The sequence below is a fragment of the Oerskovia flava genome (assembly GCF_026163685.1).
Lineage (GTDB): Bacteria > Actinomycetota > Actinomycetes > Actinomycetales > Cellulomonadaceae > Oerskovia_A > Oerskovia_A flava.
Genome location: NZ_JAOXSR010000005.1, coordinates 231501 through 251749 on the forward strand (window position 1 = coordinate 231501; position 20249 = coordinate 251749).

The following is a 20249-nucleotide window of genomic DNA, read 5'->3' on the forward strand; positions in this document are numbered from 1 at the left end:
GGTCGGCCCATGACGACGAACGCCCCGTCCGGCTCCTCCTCCACCACGACCTCCGGCCAGCCCGCGGACACGTCCCCCGCGCTGCGCCGGCTCGGTCGCTCCGGCCTGGCGGTCTCCGCCGTCGGCCTCGGGTGCAACAACCTGGGCCGGTCGAAGACCGCGACCGAGACCCTCGAGGGCACCCGCGCGCTCATCGACGCCGCGATCGAGGCCGGGGTGACGTTCTTCGACACCGCCGACGCGTACGGCGCCCGCCCGGGCCTGTCGGAGGAGCTCCTCGGCCAGGCGCTGGAAGGGCGGCGCGACGACGTCGTGGTGGCGACGAAGTTCGGGATGCCGATGCGGGGGGCCAACGGCGCGGACTTCCGGGCGCGCGGGTCCCGGCGCTACGTCGTGCGCGCGGTCGAGAGCTCGCTGCGCCGGCTGCGGACCGAGTGGATCGACCTGTACCAGTACCACACGCCCGACGGACTGACCCCGGTCGACGAGACGCTCTCGGCGCTCGACGACCTGGTGCGCTCGGGCAAGGTCCGCTACGTCGGGCACTCGAACCGTGCGGGCTGGCAGATCGCCGACGCCGAGCACACCGCACGCGCGCACGGCAGCGTGCGGTTCGTCTCGGCGCAGAACCAGTACAACCTCATCGACCGGGCGGCCGAGCTCGAGGTCCTGCCCGCCGCGCAGGCCTACGACCTGGGTGTCCTGCCGTACTTCCCGCTCGCGAACGGTCTGCTGACGGGCAAGTACGCGCACGGCGCGCGGCCCGACGACGGCCGGCTCGTCACGTCCAAGCCGCACCTCCTCGACACCGCGCCCTGGGAGGCGCTCGCCCGCCTGCACGCGTTCTGCGAGGTCCGGGAGATCACCGAGCTGCAGGTCGCGTTCGGGTGGCTCCTGGCCCAGCCCCAGGTCTCCAGCGTCATCGCGGGCGCGACGAAGCCCGAGCAGGTGCGGCAGAACGCGGCCGCCGCCGCGTGGGTGCCCTCCGCGCAGGACCTCGCCGAGCTCGACGACATCTTCCCGCCAGCCAGCAAGATCGCCCCGTTCTGACCCGCCCCCTCCCCCTCTCCCTCCCACCACGCTTCCGCCGAGCATGCGGTGGGCGACCGCTCCCGGACGCTGACGGTCGCCGAGCGCATGGTCGGCGGGCGGCATCGGCATGGTGAGGCCTACCGTGGTGCCATGGCCACGTGGGACGACGTCGGACGGGCAGCGCTCGTGCTCCCGGGCGCCTCGCAGAAGGCTCCGCACGAGTGGGCCGTGCACGGCAAGGTCTTCGTCTGGGAGCGACCGCTGCGGCGCCGCGACCTCGACGAGCTCGGTGCCGCCGCACCCGACGGCCCGGTCGTCGCGTTCTACGTCGCCGACGAAGGGGAGAAGCTCGCCCTCGTCGGCGACGACTCCGGGGTCTTCTTCACCACGACACACTTCGTCGGCTACCCCGTGGTCCTCGCCCGCCTCGACGACCTCCCCGTCCCCGAGCTCGGCGACCTCGTGCGGGACGGCTGGCTCGCCCGTGCGCCGACGCGGCTCGCAGCGACCTACCTCGCCGCGACGGACGGTCCACAGACCGAGTAGCGCTGGTCGATACCGCTGGTCAACGCCTCGTCCGCGGGCGGGACCTACCCTGGAGGGGTGCCCCTGACCACCGCTCCCCTCGACGCGCCGACGTCCGGACCACCCGGACTCACCCCGCGCGCCGCCGACCGGACCGCCGACGCCGTCCTTCCCGCCGGCCGCTGGCAGGCGGTGGCCGCTGCCCACGCGGCGCGGGCGGACGAGCGCACCGCCGGGTGGCGTGAGCGCAAGGCGCGTGGGGCGACGCACGCCATCGAGGACTTCCTCTTCACCTACTACCCCACCCGCCCGGCGCAGCTGCGCCGCTGGCACCCCGGCCCGGGGGTCGTGCTGGCGCCTCCGCCACCGGGACGGCCTGACGACCAGCACACCGCGTACGCCGAGCGCGCGGCCTGGCGGTGGACCGCGAGCACGCCGCACGGCATCACCCTCGACACGCGCGCGTTCCTCGCCGACCGCGGCGAGACGGTCGACTACGTCCTGGACCTGCTCGAGCGCACGGCGGGCCGGCCGGCACAGTTCGGGTGCTTCGGGCTGCACGAGTGGGCGATGGTCTACCGCGACCGGGAGCACGGCCGTGACCAGCGCCACCCGCTGCCGCTGCGGCTCGGCCACGCGGGCACCGACGAGGTCGTCGACTCCCACCCGGTGCGCTGCACGCACTTCGACGCGTTCCGCTTCTTCACCCCGCAGGCGACCGGTCTCAACCGGCTGCAGCCGACGCGTGCGACCCAGCCCGAGCTCGAGCAGCCGGGCTGCCTGCACGCCACGATGGACCTGTACAAGTGGGCGCTCAAGCTCTCCCCCGCAGTCCCGGGCGACCTCCTGCTGGACTGCTTCGACCTGGCGCGCGACGTGCGGGTGGTCGACATGCAGGCGAGCCCCTACGACGTCTCAGCGTACGGGCTCGCCCCGATCGCGATCGAGACGGCCGAGGGCAAGACCGCGTACGTCCGCGCGCAGCGCGAGTTCACCGACCGGGGGGCGGTCCTGCGCAGCCGGCTCGGCGCCGTGTGCTCGGCGCTCGTCGCACGACGCACCGCCCTGTGAGCAGGGTGCCGCTGGCGGCGATCCCGACCGGTCACGTCCCGGTACCCGACGCCGTGGCGTCGCTCGCGGGCGACGGGCACGTGACCCCCGTGTGGCGCAACGAGCTCGGCGGGCTGACGTTCCGCGTCGAACCCGCGGCATCCGACGGGTCCGGCCCGACGCGGTACGTGAAGTGGGTCCCGGCGGGCACCCCCGAGATCGACCTGCGCGCGGAGGCCGGGCGCCTCGCCTGGGCGGGCGAGCACGTGCGCGTCCCGCGCGTCCTCGACGTGGGCGGCGACCCGGACGCGACCTGGCTGGTCACCGCCGCGATCGAGGCGCGCTCCGCCGTCGACCCGCGCTGGGTGGCCGACCCTGCCACCGCCGCGGCCGCCGTCGGGCAGGGCCTGCGCGTGCTGCACGACGCCGCACCCGCCGACGCCTGCCCGTACACCTGGAGCGCCGAGGACCGCGCCGCCCGGGCGCGCGCGGCGTGCCGCCGGCGACGGCGGCCCCGAGCGCTGGTCCGACGAGCACGCACGGCTGGGTGCCGACGAGGCGTATGCCCGGATCGGTGACCCGCCACCCGTCGACCGCCTCGTGGTGTGCCACGGGGACGCCTGCGTCCCCAACACGCTGCTGCACGACGACGGCACGTTCGCCGCGCACGTGGACCTGGGCTCGCTCGGGGTCGCCGACCGGTGGGCCGATCTCGCCGTGGCCGCCTGGAGCACCGAGTGGAACTACGGGCCCGGGTACGACGGGATCGTCTACGCCGCCTACGGCGTCGCGCCGGACCCCGAGCGGATCGCGTACTACCGGCTGCTGTGGGACCTCGGCTGAGGCGAGTGCGCCTCGCCGAGGTCCCGCCGCGTCAGACAGGCGTGCGCGCGTCCTCCGCCTGCGGCGCCCACACGTCGCCCGGCAGCTCGCCGGGCAGGTAGGGGTTGCCGCTCCCGACGAAGCGGTCGTCGCGCCCCTCCTTGCGCATGACCTCGAAGTCCTTCAGCGCACCGAAGGCCCAGCGGCCCAGGAGCATGATCGCGACGAGGTTGACCATCGCCATGCCCGCCATCGCCACGTCCGCGAGCGCCCACACCGCGTTGAGCTCGAGCAGGGACCCGATCCCGACCGCCGCGAGGACGAGGGTGCGCAGCGCGGTCAGCGCACGCCCCCGGATGCCGAGGTAGGCGAGGTTGACGTCGGCGTACGAGTAGTTGCCGAGGATGGACGAGAACGCGAACACGAAGATCAGGAGCGTCATGGGCAGGGTCGTCCATGTGCCGAGCTGTGCCGAGACGGACGCGAGGGTTAGCGCCGCGCCCTCGGCGACCGGCTCGACCCCCGGCTCGTAGACGCCGGAGATGAGCACGATGAACGCGGTCGCGGAGCACACGAGCATCGTGTCGACGAACACGCCGATGGACTGGATGAGTCCCTGCTTGGCGGGGTGGGAGGTCGTCGCGGTCGCGGCGATGTTCGGGGCGCTGCCCATGCCGGCCTCGTTGGAGAACAGGCCGCGCTTCACACCGTTGAGCATCGCGGCGAGGATGCCGCCCGTCGTGCCGGCGAGCGCCTCGTCGAGGCCGAACGCGCCGGCGAAGATCTGGCCGATCACGGTGGGGATCTCGCCGACGTTGAGCGCGATGACGACGAGCGCGAGGAGGATGTACAGGCCCGCCATGACGGGCAGGATGATCTCGGCGACCTTCGCGACCCGGCGCACGCCGCCGTAGAGCACGGGTGCCGCGAGGATCATGAGGAAGACCGCCATCCACCCCTGGTTGACCGAGTACGACGTCGAGAACGTCGTGGCGATCGTGTTGGCCTGCACCATGTTGAACGCGAAGCCGAAGGCGAAGATCAGCAGGAGGGCGAAGACGACGCCCCAGCGACGCGATCCCAGGCCGCGCTGGATGTAGTAGGCGGGCCCGCCGCGGTAGGAGCCGTCCGCCGCGCGGACCTTGAACATCTGCGCGAGCGTCGCCTCGATGAAGGCCGTCGCCATCCCGACCGCGGCCACGACCCACATCCAGAAGATCGCGCCGGGCCCGCCCAGGACGAGCGCGATCGCGACACCCGCGATGTTGCCCGTGCCGACGCGCGACGCGAGCCCGACGCAGAAGGCCTGGAAGGAGGAGATCCCCTCCCCCGCGCCGGAGCGGGAGCTGCCGACCGCCTTGATCATGGCCGGGAACATCCGGACCTGCACGAACCGCGAGCGGATCGTGAAGTACAGGCCCGCGCCGATCAGGAGGTAGACGAGCACGTAGGTGTAGAGGCCGTCGCTCAGCCAGTTGATCGCGTCCTCGATGGGTCCCATCGCCGGCTCCTTCGTCGCGCCCTCGTGCTGTCGCCGTCGCCGGCCTTGAAGGAGAACGTAGAGGAGCCGGCCGGGTACCGCCAGGCCGGAAGCCGGACCTGGGATGATGGACCGTGATGAGCACCACGACCGGGACCGCCGCCTCCCTCCTCGCCCACGTCCCCGCGCCGACGGGTTCCGACCCCGACCCCGACGCCCTCTACGAGGGGTTCTCGACGTGGGCCACCGAGCAGGGTCTCGAGCTCTACCCGCACCAGAGCGAGGCCGTCATCGAGCTCGTCACGGGCTCGCACGTGATCCTCTCGACGCCGACGGGGTCGGGCAAGTCGCTGGTGGCGATCGGTGCGCAGTTCGCGGCGCTCGCCGCCCACCGCGCCGGCCGCGGGGGGCGGACGTACTACACGGCGCCGCTCAAGGCGCTCGTGAGCGAGAAGTTCTTCGCGCTCGTGGCCGCGTTCGGCTCGAAGAACGTCGGCATGATGACGGGCGACTCCGCGGTGAACCCGGACGCCCCGATCATCTGCTGCACGGCCGAGATCCTCGCGAACATCGCGCTGCGCGACGGCGGCACCCGGGCCGGTGAGGACGCCGTCGCCCAGGTGGTCATGGACGAGTTCCACTTCTACGCCGACCCGCAGCGCGGCTGGGCGTGGCAGGTGCCGCTCCTGGAGCTGCCGAACACCCAGTTCCTGCTGATGTCCGCGACCCTCGGCGACACGACGATGTTCGAGGAGGACCTCGAGCGGCGCAGCGGCCGGCCCGTCGCGGTGGTGAGCAGCGCGCAGCGGCCGGTGCCGCTGCACTTCAGCTACGTCGTCGAACCGCTCACGGAGGTCATCGAGGAGCTGGTCACGACGCACCGCGCCCCGGTGTACGTCGTGCACTTCACGCAGAAGGACGCCGTCGAGCGGGCGCAGGCGATGCTGAGCATGAACGTCGCGACGCGCGCCGAGAAGGACGCGATCGTCGCTGAGCTGGGCGACTTCCACTTCGGCACGGGCTTCGGCAAGACGCTCAGCAAGTTCCTTCGCCACGGGGTCGGCGTGCACCACGCGGGCATGCTGCCCAAGTACCGCCGCGTCGTCGAGCGCCTCACCCAGGCCGGTCTGCTCAAGGTGGTCTGCGGGACGGACACCCTCGGTGTGGGGATCAACGTCCCGATCCGCACAGTCCTGCTCACGAGCCTCGTGAAGTACGACGGCGAGCGCATGCGCCACCTCACGGCGCGCGAGTTCCACCAGATCTCCGGCCGGGCCGGGCGCGCGGGGTACGACACCGTCGGCGAGGTCCTCGTCATGGCGCCCGAGCACGTCATCGAGAACCGCAAGCAGCTCGCCAAGGCGGGCGACGACCCGAAGAAGCTCAAGAAGATCGTCCGCAAGAAGGCGCCGCAGGGCTCGGTCAACTGGACGGACGCCACGTACGAGCGCCTGCGCGACGCCGACCCCGAGCCGCTGACGAGCCACTTCACCGTGAACCACGCCATGGTCCTCAACGTCCTCGCCCGCTCGGGGCGCGGCGAGGACCCCGTCGCGGCGATGCGCCACCTGCTCACCGCGAACCACGACACCGACGGCCAGCGCGAGCAGCACGTGCGCCAGGTCTTCCGGATCTACCGGTCGCTGCGCATCGCCGGGATCGTGGAGAAGACCCGCGAGGCCGACCCTGCCGCACCCGGCGGCTTCCGTCCGGGGGTGCGCCTGACCGTGGACCTCCCCCGCGACTTCGCGCTCAACCAGCCGCTGTCGCCGTTCGCCCTGGCCGCCCTCGACCTGCTGGACGTCGAGAGCGCGACGCACGCGACCGACGTCGTCTCCGTCATCGAGGCCACCCTCTCCGACCCGCGCCAGGTCCTCATGGCCCAGCAGAACAAGGCCCGCGGCGAGGCCGTCGCCGCGATGAAGGCCGAGGGGTACGAGTACGAGGAGCGGATGGAGGTGCTGGAGGGCGTCACGTGGCCGCGGCCGCTCGCCGACGTGCTCGAACCCGCGTTCGTGCTCTACAAGCGCACGAACCCGTGGGTCGCGGACGCCGAGCTCTCCCCCAAGTCCGTCGTCCGGGACATGGTCGAGCGGGCCATGACATTCTCCGAGTTCGTCTCGGTCTACGGGCTCGAGCGGACCGAGGGCGTCGTCCTGCGCTACCTCGCCGACGCATACCGGGCGATGCGGCAGACCGTCTCCGAGGAGCACCGCACCGAGGAGGTCCACGAGATCACCGAGTGGCTGGGCGAGCTGGTGCGCGGGACCGACTCGTCGCTGCTGGACGAGTGGGAGCGCCTGGCGCACCCGGTCGACGACGACGCGGACGACGAGACCGGCGACGGGCCGCTGTCGGGCGCGGGCGCCGAGGCGCCCGTCCGGCCTGTCACCGGCAACCCGCGCTCCTTCCGCCGCCTCGTGCGCAACGCCCTGTTCCGGCGTGTCGAGCTCGCCGCGCGGGAGGACTACGCGGCCCTCGCCGCGCTCGACGGCGCGGCCGGCTGGGACGCCGACGCGTGGGGCGACGCGCTCGACCCGCTGTTCGACGCCCAGGGCGACGACGCGATCGGCATCGGGCCCGACGCCCGCTCGTCCGCGCTCGTGCAGGTCGTCGAGTCCGGCACGGCGCCGGGCGGGCACGAGGTCGCGCCCGGCACCTGGTTCGTCCGGCAGGTGCTCGACGACCCGGCCGGCGACCACGACTGGGCCATCACCGCCGTCGTCGACCTGGCGGCGAGCGACGAGGCCGGGGCGGCCGTCGTCACGGTGGTCGGCGTCGGGCCGATGTGACGGTGCGTGCCAGGTGACACGTCCCCTTCGGTGAGCGTCCTCGTCACAGCCCCGTGAGGCCGCGCACCAGGGTCGCGGTGCCGCCGACGTAGGCGAGGACGACGAGCACGGTGCGCATCGTGCGGACGGACAGGTACGGCGCGAGGCGGTCGCCCGCGACGATCCCGACCAGGCAGGCGGCGCCCAGCAGCACCCACACCGTCGTCGGCAGGGACGGGAGCGCGGCGGGAGTCAGGAGCAGCTTGGCGACCACCGACGCGGACGCGACCGTGACGAAGTACGGCTGGATCGTCGCCGCGAACGAGCGCGGGTCCCACCGGGACGCGACCGCGTACACCGCGACGGCCGGTCCGCCGGTCCCCGCGGCGACGCTCATCGCGCCGCTCAGGAGACCGGCGGTGATGCCGGCCCCGGGCCCCTGCGCGCTCGGCGCCCGGCCGGCGAGCAGCGAGACAGTCATCCCGAGGACCACCAGCGCGCCGACGACGACCTCCGTCCCCGCGGTCGGCAGCTCGTCGAGGACGAGTGCCCCGAGCGCAACCCCGACCAGGGCCGGCGGCGCGAGGAGCGCGTAGCGCCGCCAGTCGATCCCGCGGCGCAACCGCCAGCAGATGACGAGCGAGCTGAGCGCGCCGCAGACGTTGACGAGCAGGACCCCCGGCAGCGGGCCGAGGAGGAGCACGACGAAGGGTCCGACGACGAGCGCGAAGCCCATGCCCGTGAGGCGTTGCAGGGCGGCGCCGAGCAGGACGAGGGCGAGCAGCAGGATGACCATGGCCCCACCACGGTAGGCGAGCCACCGCCCCGCGCCCGCCGTGCGGCACAATCGCCTCGTGGCCAAGAAGCAGAAGACGGGCGCGCACGCCGGGACCCCCGCCGTCGTCGCCCTCACCGCGGCCGGGGTCCCGCACACCCTGCACCCCTACGAGCACGACCCGACGTCCGAGGTCGGCTACGGCCTGGAGGCCGCCGCCGCGATCGGCGTCGAGCCGGCCCAGGTCTTCAAGACGCTCGTCGCGAGCGTCGAGGGGAACCTCGTGGTGGGGATCGTCCCGGTCGACCGGATGCTCGACCTCAAGGCGCTCGCGCAGGCGGTCGGGGCGAAGAAGGCGACCCTGGCCGACCAGGCTGCCGCTGAGCGCGCCACGGGGTACGTCGTCGGCGGGATCTCACCGCTCGGCCAGCGCCAGCGCCTGCGGACGGTGCTCGACGCCTCGGCGGGCGACCACGACGTCGTCTACGTCTCGGGCGGGCGGCGCGGGCTCGACGTCGGGCTCGCCCCCGCCGACCTCGTCCGCCTCACCGGCGCGGTCACGGCCCCCGTCGCCCGCCCCACGAGAGAGAACCCCGAGCGCGAGGTAGAACCCCGGTCGCCGAGGTAGAACTCCAGTGGCGCACTGGAGTTCTACCTCGGCGACTGAGGTTCTGTCTCGCGCCACAGGGGTTCCACCCCGGCCACCCGGGGCCTAGCGCGTCGGCACGATCTCCTTGCCCAGGGGGAGCAGCGAGATCGGGATCATCTTGAGGTTCGCGATGCCGAGCGGGATGCCGATGATCGAGACGAACAGCGGGATCGCCGTGATCACGTGCCCGATCGCCAGCCAGATGCCCGCCACGATCACCCAGATGACGTTCCCGATCGTGGAGAACGCCCCGGCGCGCGGCTTGTCGACGACGGTGCGGCCGAACGGCCACAGCGCGTACCCCGCGATGCGGAACGACGCGATCCCGAACGGGATGGTGACGATCAGCACGCAGCAGATGATCCCCGCCACGACGTAGCCGAGCGCGAGCCAGATCCCGGCGAAGACCAACCAGATGACGTTGAGGATCGTGTTCATGGACCCATTGTCCCGTGTCCCGTGACGGTCCCGTCGCGCGACCGGCCACCTAGACTTGCGCCGTGCCCTCCCCCGACCAGTCCAGCGAGATCGCGGAGCGCTACGCGGCCGTGCGTGACCGAGTTCACACGGGCGCCCGGGCGGCCGGGCGTGACCCCGCCGAGATCCGGGTCCTCGTGGCCACCAAGACGCAGGACGCCGCGGCCGTGCGGGCCGTGGTCGCCGCCGGTGCGACGCTGATCGGCGAGAACCGCGTCCAGGAGCTCATCGCGAAGGCCCCGGACCTCGAGGACCTCGTCCCCTCCGGGGTCGAGGTGCACATGATCGGTCATCTGCAGCGCAACAAGGTGAACCAGGTTCTCGCCACGGCAGGCACCGTCGAGACGGTCGACTCCCTCGCGCTCGCCCGCGCCCTGTCGGACCGCTGTGCGCGCGCCGGTCGTGTCCTGGACGTGATGGTGCAGGTCAACGTGTCGGGCGAGCCGTCGAAGTCCGGCGTCCTGCCCGACGACGCGGCTCACCTCGCGTGCGACGTGGCGGCCCTCGACGGCGTGCGCCTCGTGGGGTTCATGACGATCGGCGCCAACTCCCGCGACACCGCGCTGGTCCGTGCGGGCTTCGCCCGGTTGCGCCGTGTCCGCGACGACGTGCTCGCCTCCGGTGCCCCCGGGACGGGCTCCGCGACGGAGCTGTCGATGGGGATGAGCGGCGACCTGGAGCTGGCCGTGGCCGAGGGCGCGACCATCGTCCGTGTCGGCACCGCCGTGTTCGGCGCGCGGCCGACTTGACCTGCTGTTGACCTGATGACGCCCTCGGTCGACTTCGCATCTATGGAGGACCTCGGTACAGTAGAACGTCCCGTGCCGGACGTCCCCAGATCTTCACGGGCGCACTCGCCCCCGTCGGCGTGCGCCCACGGGTGACCCGAGCCGGACCGCGGTCCATCCACCATGAGCTGCGGGCAGTCACGTCCTGAACCCCTGGGACGTCGCTGCGAACCCGTCGACGACAGGACATCGATGACGAGCACGACCACCCTGCTGGCAGACCCGGCGCTGGAGCACCTCGAGCGCCACTCGACCCCGCGGACGCTGCTGCGTCCGGCGACGGAGGACGACCTCCCCCGCCTCGTCGAGCTGAACGACGCAGCCGTCCCGGCCGTCCCCGTGACACCGGTCGACGAGATGCGCGCGCTGGTGGACGTGGCGTCCCTCGCCGTCGTCGCGGCCGACACGGCCGACCCCGACGAGCCCCTGGGCTTCCTGCTCGCCCTCGACCCCGGTGCGGGGTACTCGAGCGAGAACTACGACTGGTTCGAGGAGCGTGGCCTCGACCACCTCTACGTCGACCGCATCGTCATCGGCGAGGGTGCGCGCGACCGGGGTGTGGGGCGCCAGCTCTACCGCACCGTGTTCGACGCCGCCCGCACGGCACAGCGCGACGTCGTCACGTGCGAGGTCAACCTCGACCCGCCGAACCACGGGTCGCTGCGTTTCCACGACCGGCTCGGGTTCGCCCAGCACGGCCAGCAGCTCACCAAGAGCGGGACCGTGCTCGTCGCCAAGCTCGCCGCCAGCGTGGCCTGAGCCAAGCTCGCCGCCAGCGTGGCCTGACCCTCTCCTGGTCCCGCCGGCCGCCTCTCAGGCCCGGCCGAGCACCCCGAGCGCCGACCGCACACCCGGCACGCCGTTGCCCTGCAGGGCACGGCGTGCCGTCCGCGCGTCGACCGACGCGAGACCCATGACGAGCGCGACGTGCACCTCGCCGTCGGCGTCGTGCAGCACCGCCTCGCAGGCCGCGCTGTCCAGGCCCGTGGCCTGGACCAGCATCCGCACGATCCGCGCACGCAGCTTCTGGTTGGTGGCGCGCACGTCGATCATGAGGTTCGAGTAGGTCTTCCCGAGCCGGATCATCGTCGCGGTCGAGAAGGTGTTGAGCACGAGCTTCTGCGCCGTCGCCGCCTTCATGCGCGTCGATCCGGTGACGACCTCCGGCCCTGTGTCGAGCAGGATCGCGACGTCGACGCGGTCGGCGAGCGGCGCCGTCGGGTTCGCGCTCACCAGGACGGTCCGCGCCCCGCGTTCCCGCGCCAGGTCGAGCGCACCGCGCACGTACGGCGTGCGCCCGCTGGCGGCGAGCCCCACGACGACGTCGTGTGCGGTGACATCCGCGACGTCGGACCGGCCCAGCTCGACGTCGTCCTCGGCGCCCTCGACCGCGAGCATCATCGCGCCGACCCCGCCCGCGAGGTGCGCGACGAACCACTCGTCGCCGACCCCGTAGGTGGGCAGGAGCTCGACGGCGTCGAGCACACCGAGGCGCCCGGAGGTGCCCGAGCCGACGTAGTGCACCCGGCCGCCGCTGCTCAGCGACGCCACGGCGAGGTCGACGGCCTGCGTGATGCGGTCGCGCTCACGACGGACGGCGTCGGCGACGGTCGCGTCCTCGTCGGTGATGAGGCGCACGACGTCGGCGGTCGGCAGCAGGTCGACGTCGGTCGTACGGGGGTTGCGCTCCTCGGTGGGCGACGTGAACCGCAGCACGTCCTGCCAGTCGTCCCCCGGTGCGTGCGTCGCAGGGGTGCGGGTGTGCGTCATCGGCGAGGTCCCTTCTGGGCCGGCTGCGGCTGGAGCGCGCCGGGATCGTTGGTGAGCACCAGTCGGCGCACGGGGGTCGACAGCGCGGGCCACGGCACCGGCGTCGGGGGTGTGAGGGAGCCGAGCACCACGGGGCGCCGGGCACCGGTGGCGCGACGGCGCTGCTCCCCCGGCGCGGTGCCGGGGACACCGTGCGCCGAGAGGTACCCGAGGAGCGCGAAGAGGTAGGCCTCCTTGCCGTCGACGGGCAGCCCGAGCCGGTCGGCGGTCAGCAGCTCGCACGACGGGTCGACCAGCTCGCGCAGGTGGACCCGCAGCCGGTCGAGCAGCACGGGGTTGTACGCACCGCCGCCCGAGACGACGACGCGGCGCACGGGGCGCCCCGCGAGCGCGCGGGCGACCGTCACCGCGGTGAGCTCGGTGAGGGTGGCCACGAGGTCGGGGCCGGTGAGCCCGGGGCGCACGGAGGCGAGGAGGGACGCCACGTACTGGGCGTCGAAGAGCTCGCGTCCGGTCGACTTGGGCGCGGGCGCCGCGTAGTAGGGGTCCGCCAGGAGCGCGTCGAGCGCGACGGCGTCCACGGTGCCGCGGGCGGCGAGCGCGCCGTCGCGGTCGTAGTGCTCGCGCCCGTCCGTGAGCCGGGTCACGGCGAGGTCGATGAGGCAGTTCCCGGGGCCGGTGTCCCACCCCATGACGGGGTCGTCGGTGTGCCCCACGAGCGTGACGTTGGCGATCCCCCCGATGTTGAGCGCGGCGCTGTGCGGCGCGAGGCTCCGCGACCCCGTCCCGCCGGTCCGCTCCGTGCCGAGCCACAGCGCGTCGAGGATGGACACGAGCGGCGCACCCTGCCCGCCCGCGGCGATGTCGGCGACCCGGAAGTCGTTGATGACGGGCCGCTTGACCCGCTCGGCGATCCACGCGGCGTTCCCGAGCTGCAGTGTCCCGCGCGCCCGCGCGCCCACGACCCAGTGGTAGAGGGTCTGGCCGTGCGACGCGACGAGGTCGACGTCGCCGCCCGCGACGTCGTCGATCGCCCGCCGTGCCGCCTTGCCGAGCTCCTGCCCGATGAGCGTGTCGAGCTGCGCGACCTCACCCATGCCGAGGGTCGCGGGCGGCAGAGCCTTGAGGATGCGCTCGCGCAGCGCGGCCGGCCAGGGATACTCGGTGTGACCACGCGGCCGCATGCGCAGCACACCGTCGTCGCCCGTCTGGAACTCGGCCGCGGCCACGTCGATCGCGTCGACCGACGTTCCGGACGACAGCCCGAGGACGATCATGCGCCCGCCTCCGTGCCCGCGCCACGGCGCAGCAGATCGACCGCGGCGCGGGCGTTCGCACGCCCCGTGCCGCAGGCGACGACGACGCTCGGCCCGTCGTCGGCCACGGGGAACCACTGGTCGACCGCACCCGGGAACCCGGTGTGCAGGACGACGAGGTCGGGACGTGCCACGAGCAGCGCGTCGAGCCGGTGACGCTCGGCCGAGCCGGCCAGCGGCTCGCGGGTCAGGACGACGAGCGGACGGTGCGATCCCGACACGGCCTCGAGGGTCGCGGCCCACTGCGCGTCGTCGGCCGGGCGGTGGTGCTCCGCCCCGGCGAACACCTCGTCGACCGCGCGCTGCACGTGCTGGGCGGTGCGGCCGGCCGCGTGGTCGAACCGCAGGCGCAGGTCGACGACCTCGGGAGCGGACGTGAGCGGCATCGGCACGGGTCCGTGCCGACGCACCGCACGGACCGCCGCGCGCGCGCCGACGCGCTCGAGGTCGGCGAGGGCGTCGAGCGCGGCGTCCGCGGAGCAGCGGGTCCCCGCCTCCTCGCGGAACGCCCGGATCGTCGCGACGGCGCGTGCCGTCCGGTCGGCGGAGGCCCGCAACCGGTCGAGACCGACGCGGCCCTCCTCGACGGCCGCGACCAGAGCGCTCTGCGCCTGCCGGAAGAGCGCCTCGTCGTCGCGACCGACGGTCGTCCCGAGGCACAGCAGGTCGGCGCCGGCCTCCACCGCGCGCACGGCGATCTCCCCGATGCCGTGACCGCCGTCCGGGGCGTCCTCGCCGTACGTCTGGACGGCTCCCATGTCGAGCGCGTCGGTGATGACCGGGCCCTCGAAGCCCAGCTCCCGCGCGAGCGCGGTCACGGCCGGCTCGAGCGAGGAGGGGGCGGGCCCGAGCGCCGGGACGAGCAGGTGCGCCGTCATGACGGCGTCGAGGCGCTCGCCTGAGGCGTCCGGGGCGCCGAACGCGTGCACGAACGGCGGCAGGTCACGGCGTCGCAGCTCGTCCAGGGAGGCGTCGACGACGGGGAGGTCGAGGTGCGAGTCGACGTCGGTCGCCCCGTGCCCGGGGAAGTGCTTGCCGCAGGCGCCGGCTCCCCCACGGTGCATCCCGCGCACGAGGGCCGCACCGTGCCGGGTGACCACCTCGGGGTCCGCGCCGAACGACCGCACCCCGATGACGGGGTTGTCCGGGTCGGAGTTGACGTCGAGGGCGGGAGCCAGGTCCAGGTCGATACCGGTCGCGGCGAGGAGTCGCCCCAGCGCGGTCCCCACCTCCTCGGTGAGCTCGGGGTCGTCGACGACCCCGAGCGCCGCGTTGCCGGGGATGCTCGAGCCGGTGACCGCCTCGAGCCGGGAGACGTCGCCGCCCTCCTCGTCGATCGCGACCAGGAGGTCGGCGGACACCTCGTGCAGGCGAGCCGAGAGCCGGGCGGTCGTCGCTACGTCGGGCGTGTTGTGGCCGAAGTACACGACGCCCGCCAGCCCGTCGCGGCAGGCCTCCACGAGCCAGGCCGGGAGCTCGGTGGTGCCCGTGAACCCGGGCAGCAGCACGCCGTTGACGGCGCGCACGACGGCGGTCATCGGCGCACCGCGCAGGTGCGGGTCGTCGCTGTGCTCGGTCGGTGCATGGGATCTCCTCGGTCCTCTCCCGCGCTGCGGGACCGCCCTGTCGTGCGCAGGCGTCGCCCGGCGGGAGCGCCCGCCTGAAAGTAACTTACCTCAGAGTGTACTGACATGACGATAAGTTCCAGGCGCAGGTGCCACTGCTTGCCGGTGAGCGATGCCACACCGGGAGGAGGTCGGTCGGGAGGCGGTCGGCGAGCGCCGACTACGGGACGCGGGCGGTCCACTCCGGCGTCGAGAACTTGGCACGGGCGAGCTCCTCGGCGAGCGTCCGCTCCTCGGGGGTGACCTTGCCCTCGATCGTGTCGTACCGTCCGCGGAAGTGCTCCTTGAACGCCTCGATGACGGCCTCGCGCGTCATGCCGGTCTGCGAGCGCAGCGGGTCGACCCGCTTGTTCGCGCTCTTCGTGCCCTTGTCGGACAGCTTCTCGCGACCGATCCGCAGCACGTCGGTCATCTTGTCGGCGTCGATGTCGTACGCCATCGTCACGTGGTGAAGCACCCCACCGCCGCGCAGGCGCTTCTGCGCGGCGCCCGCGATCTTGCCGGCGGGCGAGGCGATGTCGTTGAGCGGCTTGTACGTCGCCTCGATGCCGACGTCGGCCAGCGCCCCCAGCACCCAGTCGTCGAGGAACGCGTACGAACGCTCGAAGCTCAACCCCTCGACGAGCGAGGCAGGCACGTACAGCGAGTAGGTGATCGTGTTGCCCGGCTCGACGAACATCGCGCCTCCGCCCGAGATGCGCCGCACCACGGTGATGCCGTGCCGCTCGGCGGCCTCGACGTCGACCTCGTTGCGCAGCGACTGGAACGAGCCGATGATCACCGCCGGGCCGCCCCACTCCCAGATGCGCAGGGTCGGGCCGCGCCGTCCGGCGTCGAGCTCCTCCGTGAGCACCTGGTCCAGGGCGAGGTGCATCGCCGGGCTCTCGGCACCCTCGTGGAGGATCTCGAACGTGTGGTCACCCCAGCCGCTCGCGTGACCCAGCGCGCGCCGCACGGCGATCGCCACCGCCTCCGGCGTGAAACCCACGAGCGTGACGCCGTCGCCGAGCGCGGCCTCGACCGTGTGGGTGAGCTGGGCGACCGTCGACGACTCCCCCATGCCCGTCAGAGCACGGTCGATGTCCTCCAGCGCCTCGTCGGGCTCGAGGAAGAAGTCACCGCTCACCGCGACACGGGCGAGCCGACCTTCCTCGACCGCGAGGTCGACCGCGACGAGCTTGCCACCAGGAACCTTGTACTCTCCGCGCACGCCCCCAGCGTAAGCGCTGGGGGCGTGCTCCGGGACTGTGCCAGGTCCGTCGGGGGCGGCGCGGGTCAGCGCGGGTCGACGCCCGCGTGGATGAGGCCGTAGATCGCGGAGTCGGTGAGGGCCTCCCACGAGGCTTCCAGGAGGTTCGGCCCGACGCCCACGGTCGACCACGAGCGCTGCCCGTCGGTGGTCTCGATGAGCACGCGCGTGATCGCGTCCGTGCCGTGCATCGTGTCGAGGATGCGCACCTTGAAGTCGATGAGCTCGAACGCCTCGATCTCCGGGTACACCCGGGTGAGCGCGAGGCGCAGGGCGTGGTCGAGCGCGTTCACCGGGCCGTTGCCCTCGCCGGTGCTGACGATGCGCTCGCCGCCGGCGTGCAGCTTGACGGTCGCCTCGGCGGTGGCCTCGACGCCCCGAGACCCCGCCCGCTCCACGATCGTGCGCCAGCTCTCCACCCGGAAGTACGCCGGCAGCTCGCTGTCCAGCTCGGAGCGCAGCAGCAGCTCGAACGACGCGTCCGCCGCGTCGTAGGTGTACCCGTGCGCCTCGGCGTCCTTGACCCGGTGCGTCACGCGCGTGAGCAGGTCGGCCTGCCCCGTGAGGTCGAAGCCGAGCTCGCGCCCCTTGAGCTCGATCGAGGCCCGCCCCGCCATGTCGGAGATGAGCATGCGCATGTCGTTGCCGACCCGCGTGGGGTCGATGTGCTGGTAGAGGTCCGGGTCGACCTTGATCGCGCTCGCGTGCAGCCCGCCCTTGTGGGCGAACGCGCTCGCCCCCACGTAGGGCTGACGACCGTACGGGGAGATGTTCGTGATCTCGCTGATCGCGTGCGCGATCCGCGTGGCCTCCTCCAGACCACCGCCCGCGAGCAGGGTGCGGCCGTGCTTGAGCTCCAGGTTCGCGACGACCGTGATGAGGTCGGCGTTGCCCGTCCGCTCGCCGTAGCCGTTGACCGTGCCCTGGACGTGCGCGGCACCGGCCGCCACGGCCGCCAGGGAGTTGGCGACGGCGCAGCCCGAGTCGTTGTGCGCGTGCATGCCGAGCAGCTGGTCGCGCGCCGCTGCGTCGGACCCGTCGGTGGACCCGAGGGCGGTGCGCAGCTCGGTGACGATCTCGCCGACCCACTCCGGCAGCATGCCGCCGTTGGTGTCGCACAGCGTGACGACCTCGGCACCTGCCGCGAACGCGGCTTCCACGGCCGACCGCGTGTAGGCGGTGTCGTAGCGGTACCCGTCGAAGAAGTGCTCGGCGTCGAGCACGACGCGCCGGCCTTCCCCGACGAGGAACGAGACGGTGTCGGTGATCATCGCGAGGTTCTCGGCACCCGTGGTGCGCAGAGCCCGCTCGACGTGCCGGATGTCGGACTTCGCGACGAGCGTCACCACGGGCGCCTCGGAATCGAGGAGCGCGCGGACCTGCGGGTCCTCCCACGCACGGACCCCGGCCTTGCGGGTCGCGCCGAACGCCGCGAGCACGGCGTTCTTCAGCTCCAGCTCCTTGGCCGCGCGGGCGAAGAACTCCGTGTCCTTGGGGATCGCTCCCGGCCACCCGCCCTCGATGAAGCCGACCCCCAGGTCGTCGAGCAGCGGCGCGATGGCCAGCTTGTCCGCGACGGACAGGTTCATGCCCTCCTGCTGCGCGCCGTCGCGCAGGGTCGTGTCGTAGACGTGGAACGGTGCCGGCTTGTGCTGGTGGTTCATCGTGCGCTCTCTTCGACTGCGGTCGTCGGGTCCGGGCGTTCGCCCGAGGTCTTTCCCACTCTAGGCGCGGCTCACGGTGCGGCGGTCGTGCCGCCGCGGGTCGCGCCCCGGTCCCAGCCACGCCGGGCGGTCGCTCTCGTGAAGCTCGAGCCCGGCGCGTGCGCTGCCGGGCGGAGGTGGTGCCCAGCAACAAAAAAACCCCCCGAGGGTGCGGGAGGTCTAGCGCGTTCGGTGTGTGTACCGGACGCGCTACTCGATAATGAGCTGGGAGACGAGGTGTGTCACAGGACACATGCAAGCACAGGATCCGCAAGGATGGAGAGATGTCCACGGACTGAACAGCGCCCCGACAGGTGAGGAGCCATCATCATGAGCGACCCGAACTACCCGCAGCGCGGTCAGGTCCCTCCCGGGAACAACCCCGGCAACGTCCCCCCGGGCGGGCAGCCGCCCGCCGTCCCGCCCCGCCGAGCCAACGACCCCAACGGCGACTTCCCCGTCTCCCCTGACGCCGGCAGCCCCTACGACCCGCGCCTGAGCGTGGAGGCCGGACGGTTCTGGGCGGGAGCCGCGGCGACGGCGCTCGTGGCCGCGCTCATCGGCCTCATCGCCGTCATCATCTTCGAACGGATCTTCTCGGTGGGACTCGTCCCACCGCCGGACCTCTTCTCGACCGGCTCGGACCAGGCCACCTACGCGATCGACGCGGCCATCCTCGCGATCCTGGCGGCGGGGCTGCTGCACGTCCTGATCCTCTCGACGCCGCGCCCGCGGGCGTTCTTCGGCTGGATCATGGCGCTGGTCATCATCGTCCTGGCGGTCCTGCCGTTCGCCTGGACCTCGGACACCGTGGTGGCCGCGCTGTCGGGCCTGGTGAACCTGCTGATCGGCGTGGCGATCTGGTCGCTGCTCGCCGGTGTCGCGGGCCGCACCATCATCCGCCGACCCGCCCGCACGACTCCCTGACCCACCAAGACCCACCGAACGCTGCCCACAGCGGTGTTCCGTGGCCTTCAGGCGAGGCGGCGCAGCCAGCCGTGGCGGTCGGCCGCGCGTCCCGTCTGGATGTCCGTGAGCTCGCCGCGGACGGCCATCGTCAGCTCACCCGCGCCTCCGCCGGAGATCGTGTGGTCGAAGCTCGACCCGGCCAGACGCCCGATCGGGGTGACCACCGCGGCCGTGCCGCACGCGAAGACCTCGGTCACGGACCCGTCCTCGATGCCCGCGAGCAGCTCGTCGAGCGGGATCCGTCGCTCGACGACGGTGTGCCCGCGGTCGGAGAGCAGCTGGATGATCGACGACCGCGTGACGCCCTCGAGGATCGACCCCGTGAGCTCGGGCGTCTCGACCGAGCCGTCGGACTTCACGACGAACACGTTCATGCCGCCCAGCTCTTCGAGGAGGGTGCCCGTCGACGCGTCGAGGAAGCACACCTGCTCGCAGCCGTGCTCCTGGGCACGCACCTGCGGCAGCAGGCTGGAGGCGTAGTTCCCGCCGCACTTCGCGGCGCCCGTGCCGCCGGCACCCGCCCGGCTGAACTCTCGCTCCACCCAGATGGAGACGGGCTTCACGCCGCCCGCGAAGTACGGGCCGACGGGTGAGGCGATGACGAGGTACTCGGCCTCGAGCGAGGGCCGCACACCGAGGAACGGCTCCGAGGCGTACATGAACGGACGCAGGTAGAGGCTCGCCTCCTCGCCGCTCGGGACCCACTCGACGTCGGTCCGCACGAGCGCGGTGATGGACCCGATGAAGTCCTCCACGCTGAGCGACGGCAGGGCGAGCCGGTGCGCCGAGCGCGCGAACCGGGCCGCGTTCGCCTCGGGGCGGAACGTCCACACCGATCCGTCCTCGTGACGGTAGGCCTTGAGACCCTCGAAGATCTCCTGGGCGTAGTGCAGGACGGCGGTGGCCGGGTCGAGCTGGAGCGGACCGTACCGCTCGATGCGGCGGTCCTTCCACCCGTCCTGGGCGGACCAGCTGATCCGGGCCATGTGGTCCGTGAAGACGGTGCCGAACTTCGGTGCGGCGATCGCCGCCTGCCGCTCCTCGGCGGAGGCGGGGGCGTCGGAGGGCCGGATGTCGAAGAGGCCGACGAGGTCCTCGGACGCGGACGGGCTGTGCTGCGCTGCAAGCGGGCTGTTCATGACGATGGGGCCTTTCACCTGGCGACCCTGGCGGTTTCCACGCCTAGTTTTCCACGTCCCGGGAGGAGATGGGACGTCCGGGCGCGTCGCCGTCAGCGATCTGGTCTGC

Annotated in this window: 18 protein-coding genes; 9 read left to right on the top strand and 9 right to left on the bottom strand. The window is 72.8% G+C overall.

What is annotated here, in order from left to right; genetic code table 11:
- Positions 1–9 precede the first annotated feature (9 nt).
- From OHL10_RS10725 to OHL10_RS18685, 4 genes are all read left to right on the top strand, one after another.
- The gene (locus OHL10_RS10725; RefSeq protein ID WP_265522197.1) at positions 10–1050 is read left to right on the top strand and encodes an aldo/keto reductase; all 1041 of its coding nucleotides are present in this window, start codon (positions 10–12) and stop codon (positions 1048–1050) included.
- Between the two features lie 132 nt (positions 1051–1182).
- Positions 1183–1578, top strand: coding sequence for an MmcQ/YjbR family DNA-binding protein (locus OHL10_RS10730; protein WP_265522198.1), 396 nt, complete (start codon positions 1183–1185; stop codon positions 1576–1578).
- 63 nt (positions 1579–1641) lie between these two features.
- Complete coding sequence (locus OHL10_RS10735; protein WP_425498998.1) at positions 1642–2628, top strand: 3-methyladenine DNA glycosylase; 987 nt, start codon at positions 1642–1644, stop codon at positions 2626–2628.
- Positions 2629–2982: 354 nt separating this feature from the next.
- Positions 2983–3450 (top strand): phosphotransferase, encoded by a 468-nt coding sequence (locus OHL10_RS18685; protein WP_343224624.1) that lies wholly within the window; start codon positions 2983–2985, stop codon positions 3448–3450.
- Positions 3451–3481: 31 nt separating this feature from the next.
- Here OHL10_RS18685 and OHL10_RS10750 read toward each other — a convergent pair whose 3' ends face one another.
- Positions 3482–4930 carry an alanine/glycine:cation symporter family protein gene (locus tag OHL10_RS10750; protein WP_265522200.1) on the bottom strand — a complete coding sequence of 483 codons (1449 nt, stop codon included), beginning with the start codon at positions 4928–4930 and terminating at the stop codon, positions 3482–3484.
- Positions 4931–5046: 116 nt separating this feature from the next.
- Here OHL10_RS10750 and OHL10_RS10755 point away from each other — a divergent pair, with 116 nt between their 5' ends.
- Positions 5047–7701: a DEAD/DEAH box helicase gene (locus OHL10_RS10755; protein ID WP_265522201.1), complete on the top strand. Its 2655-nt coding sequence runs from the start codon at positions 5047–5049 to the stop codon at positions 7699–7701.
- Between the two features lie 43 nt (positions 7702–7744).
- Here OHL10_RS10755 and OHL10_RS10760 read toward each other — a convergent pair whose 3' ends face one another.
- Positions 7745–8476, bottom strand: a complete 732-nt coding sequence (locus tag OHL10_RS10760) for a sulfite exporter TauE/SafE family protein (RefSeq protein WP_265522202.1) — start codon at positions 8474–8476, stop codon at positions 7745–7747.
- A gap of 58 nt (positions 8477–8534) precedes the next feature.
- Between OHL10_RS10760 and ybaK the strand changes: the two genes are divergently transcribed.
- A complete protein-coding gene (gene ybaK / locus OHL10_RS10765; protein ID WP_265522203.1) occupies positions 8535–9083 on the top strand; it encodes a Cys-tRNA(Pro) deacylase in 549 nt (182 codons plus the stop codon).
- 84 nt (positions 9084–9167) lie between these two features.
- Here ybaK and OHL10_RS10770 read toward each other — a convergent pair whose 3' ends face one another.
- Positions 9168–9542: a YccF domain-containing protein gene (locus tag OHL10_RS10770; RefSeq protein ID WP_265522204.1), complete on the bottom strand. Its 375-nt coding sequence runs from the start codon at positions 9540–9542 to the stop codon at positions 9168–9170.
- 62 nt (positions 9543–9604) lie between these two features.
- Between OHL10_RS10770 and OHL10_RS10775 the strand changes: the two genes are divergently transcribed.
- Positions 9605–10330: a YggS family pyridoxal phosphate-dependent enzyme gene (locus tag OHL10_RS10775; protein WP_265522205.1), complete on the top strand. Its 726-nt coding sequence runs from the start codon at positions 9605–9607 to the stop codon at positions 10328–10330.
- 231 nt (positions 10331–10561) lie between these two features.
- Positions 10562–11128 carry a GNAT family N-acetyltransferase gene (locus tag OHL10_RS10780; RefSeq protein ID WP_265522206.1) on the top strand — a complete coding sequence of 189 codons (567 nt, stop codon included), beginning with the start codon at positions 10562–10564 and terminating at the stop codon, positions 11126–11128.
- A 54-nt stretch (positions 11129–11182) separates the two neighbouring features.
- Here the strand turns inward: OHL10_RS10780 and murQ are convergent, their stop codons facing one another.
- From murQ to cimA, 5 genes are all read right to left on the bottom strand, one after another.
- Positions 11183–12139 carry an N-acetylmuramic acid 6-phosphate etherase gene (murQ, locus tag OHL10_RS10785; RefSeq protein ID WP_265522207.1) on the bottom strand — a complete coding sequence of 319 codons (957 nt, stop codon included), beginning with the start codon at positions 12137–12139 and terminating at the stop codon, positions 11183–11185.
- Positions 12136–13416 (bottom strand): anhydro-N-acetylmuramic acid kinase, encoded by a 1281-nt coding sequence (locus OHL10_RS10790; protein WP_265522208.1) that lies wholly within the window; start codon positions 13414–13416, stop codon positions 12136–12138. The genes murQ and OHL10_RS10790 overlap by 4 nt, the downstream gene beginning before the upstream one ends.
- On the bottom strand, positions 13413–14993 hold the full coding sequence (locus OHL10_RS10795) for a glycoside hydrolase family 3 N-terminal domain-containing protein (RefSeq protein WP_265522209.1): 1581 nt from the start codon (positions 14991–14993) through the stop codon (positions 13413–13415). The genes OHL10_RS10790 and OHL10_RS10795 overlap by 4 nt, the downstream gene beginning before the upstream one ends.
- A 247-nt stretch (positions 14994–15240) precedes the next feature.
- The gene (gene lplAB / locus OHL10_RS10800) at positions 15241–16290 is read right to left on the bottom strand and encodes a lipoate-protein ligase LplAB (RefSeq protein ID WP_265522210.1); all 1050 of its coding nucleotides are present in this window, start codon (positions 16288–16290) and stop codon (positions 15241–15243) included.
- A gap of 65 nt (positions 16291–16355) precedes the next feature.
- Positions 16356–17993, bottom strand: a complete 1638-nt coding sequence (gene cimA, locus OHL10_RS10805; RefSeq protein WP_265522211.1) for a citramalate synthase — start codon at positions 17991–17993, stop codon at positions 16356–16358.
- Between the two features lie 369 nt (positions 17994–18362).
- Here cimA and OHL10_RS10810 point away from each other — a divergent pair, with 369 nt between their 5' ends.
- Positions 18363–18959 carry a hypothetical protein gene (locus OHL10_RS10810; protein WP_265522212.1) on the top strand — a complete coding sequence of 199 codons (597 nt, stop codon included), beginning with the start codon at positions 18363–18365 and terminating at the stop codon, positions 18957–18959.
- A 47-nt stretch (positions 18960–19006) separates the two neighbouring features.
- Here OHL10_RS10810 and OHL10_RS10815 read toward each other — a convergent pair whose 3' ends face one another.
- A complete protein-coding gene (locus tag OHL10_RS10815; RefSeq protein WP_265522213.1) occupies positions 19007–20140 on the bottom strand; it encodes a branched-chain amino acid aminotransferase in 1134 nt (377 codons plus the stop codon).
- Positions 20141–20249 lie beyond the last annotated feature (109 nt).